Annotated in this window: 4 protein-coding genes; all 4 read right to left on the bottom strand. The window is 73.4% G+C overall.

Features of this window, described 5'->3' with window-relative positions; translation table 11 throughout:
• Positions 1-44: 44 nt before the first annotated feature.
• Positions 45-398 carry a DUF2516 family protein gene (locus tag ACFU7Y_RS43105; RefSeq protein ID WP_224283314.1) on the bottom strand — a complete coding sequence of 118 codons (354 nt, stop codon included), beginning with the start codon at positions 396-398 and terminating at the stop codon, positions 45-47.
• A gap of 117 nt (positions 399-515) precedes the next feature.
• Entirely contained in the window at positions 516-1,031 is a 516-nt protein-coding gene (locus tag ACFU7Y_RS43100) for a hypothetical protein (protein ID WP_224283313.1), read from the bottom strand.
• 2 nt (positions 1,032-1,033) lie between these two features.
• On the bottom strand, positions 1,034-1,441 hold the full coding sequence (locus tag ACFU7Y_RS43095; protein ID WP_224283312.1) for a helix-turn-helix domain-containing protein: 408 nt from the start codon (positions 1,439-1,441) through the stop codon (positions 1,034-1,036).
• A gap of 91 nt (positions 1,442-1,532) precedes the next feature.
• Entirely contained in the window at positions 1,533-2,336 is an 804-nt protein-coding gene (locus tag ACFU7Y_RS43090; protein ID WP_224283311.1) for an alpha/beta fold hydrolase, read from the bottom strand.
• Positions 2,337-2,368: the final 32 nt, after the last annotated feature.

Genomic DNA, 2,368 nt, shown 5'->3' with positions numbered 1-2,368 from the left:
GGGTGAACTCCCCGCCCGGGCCGCCGCGTTGTCCGCTGCCGTTCCTACCAGGGGCCGTACGGCCCGGTGTTGCTCCGACCGCCCCGGCCGCCACCGCCGCCGGTCAGCGCCCGGATCGCCGGGCGGACGTCCACCACGTAGACGATCGAGGCGACCAGGCCGGCCAGGGTGCCGATGCCGGTGAAGAAGTTCACCCCGAACAGGAAGTCCCAGCCGAAGGAGATCGCCAGGATCGCCACCCAGAAGCCCTTGGTCTTCTTGTCGGCCGCCCGGTAGGCGTCCTCCCGGCGGGTGGCCGCGTCGGCCAGGGCGAACAGCTTGTAGGCGAGGATGGCGACCGTCGCCCACCAGATCGGGTTCAGGTAGGAAAAGGCCAGAATCTGAAACACTCCGACCATCTCGATCTCCTCTGCTCTCGACTCCGGCGCTGCGCCCGCCGTCCATCCTGGCACGACGACCGTCCGCAACGAGGCCAACGCCCCACGGTCACCGGATGTGCCCCGAGGCACACGGGCTCACTCCGCGGCGTCGGCGGCATCCCTGCGGGCCTTGGCGGACTTCTTCGGAGCGGACTCGGCGTCGCCCTCCGCCGCCGGCTCGGCCTCGACGGGTTCCGCGGCCAGCTCGGGCCTGTCGGTCTCGTCCGACGCGCCCGGGCGGGCCCTGTCCACCACGACCTTGCCGCGCTCGGCCAGCTCGTCGTACGTCTCCCTGGCCTTCACCGCCAGCTCGACCGCGCGGGCCACCTGCTGCATGGCGAAGCCCTGGGCCCGCTCCTGCAGGACCTTGAGGTCGGTGGGCAGGGTGGTGACCGTCTCGGTGACCTTGGCCTGCGCCCCGGTCAGCAGCGACTGCGCCTCCTGGAGCCTGGCGGTGGCCCTCTCCTGCGCGCCCTTGCGGTCCGCCGCCAGCGCCTCGACCCGGCCCGGCACCTCGCACAGCTTCTCGTACGCGAGGTCTCCGGCGCCGGCCAGGGCGTACAGCGGGGTCGGGTCGCTGAGGGTCTTCTTGATCTCGTCGGTGATGGGCATGGTTACCGGTCCTCCCGGTGGGTGTTCGGGGTGGCTGGGCCGCCGGTCGTCGCCCCGGAGGCCGACGCGGCGTTCTCCTTGAGGAAGGCGTCGTAGACCGCGAGCAGCGCCTGCTTCTGCTGCTCGTTGATCAGTGGATCGGCCAGGATCGAGGCCCGTAGCTCCAGGCCCTCGCCCCGCCGCTCCTCCAGGATCCCGGCCTGGACGTACAGCGTCTCCGCCGAGATCCGCAGCGCCTTGGCGATCTGCTGGAGGATCTCCGCGCTCGGCTTGCGCAGCCCGCGCTCGATCTGGCTGAGGTACGGGTTGGACACGCCGGCGGCCTCCGCCAGCTGCCGCAGCGAGTACTGGGCGTTCCGGCGCTGTTCGCGGATGTACTCGCCCAGCGAGCCGACGTTCAGTGAGGCCATGCGGACAGCCTGCAACACCCTGCTTGCAAATGCAAGCAGGGTGCTAGCGGCAGCAAACGCGTCGGGCGGGCGGGGCTCGGCAGGCGGGTGATCAGGCCAGATGACGGAGGAGGAGCTCGGTGAGCCGTTCGGCGGAACGCAGCGGGAGGTAGTGGTCGGCGTCCGGGACGAGGTGGCTGCGCGCGTCGGGGATGTCGGCGGCGAGCCGCCGGGCGATGACCGCGATCTCCGGGTGGTCACGGTCGCCGTGGACGACCAGGGTGGGCGCGGTGACGGTGCCGAGGAGCGGCTCGGCCGCCCGGGCCGGGGCGCCTGCGAGGTGGCGCTCGCTGACGATCCGGCGGGCCGCGTTCTCCTCGACCATCGCCGCGATCAGCTCGCCGCCCGGTGCGTCGCGGCCCATGGCGGCCCAGACGGAGAGTTCCAGCTCGGCCAGGGCCGCCGCGTCGCCGCGCCGCCGGGCCTCGGCGTAGGCGGTGGTCTCCGGGGACGGCGGCCAGTCGTGGCCGCTGACCGAGGCGCCGACCAGGCCGAGCGCGGCGACCCGGCCGGGGTGGGCGAGGGCGAAGTCCAGCGCGGTCTCCCCGCCCATGCTCAGGCCGACCAGCGCGGCGCTGCGCAGACCGAAGTGGTCCAGTACGGCGCCCAGGTCCGCGACGTCGTCGAAGGCCTGCTCCGGCGCGCTGGAGCGGCCGAGGCCGCGGGCGTCGTAGCGGATCACGTCGTGGTGCCGGGAGAGCGCCGGGGCGACGGCGTCCCACAGCCGGGAGTCCATGCCGGAGCCGTGCAGCAGCACCACCGGGCTGCCGGTGCCGCGGCGCTCCGCCCACAGCAGGCCGCCGCCGGGGGCGGGGACGTGGACCTCGGCGGCGGGGGGATCGGTGTGCAGGCTCATCCGGTGATCCTTCCAGAGGCCACGCCGGGCCC

The sequence above is a fragment of the Kitasatospora sp. NPDC057542 genome, assembly GCF_042801945.1.
Lineage (GTDB): Bacteria > Actinomycetota > Actinomycetes > Streptomycetales > Streptomycetaceae > Kitasatospora.
This window is presented reverse-complemented; position numbering and strand designations above follow the sequence as displayed.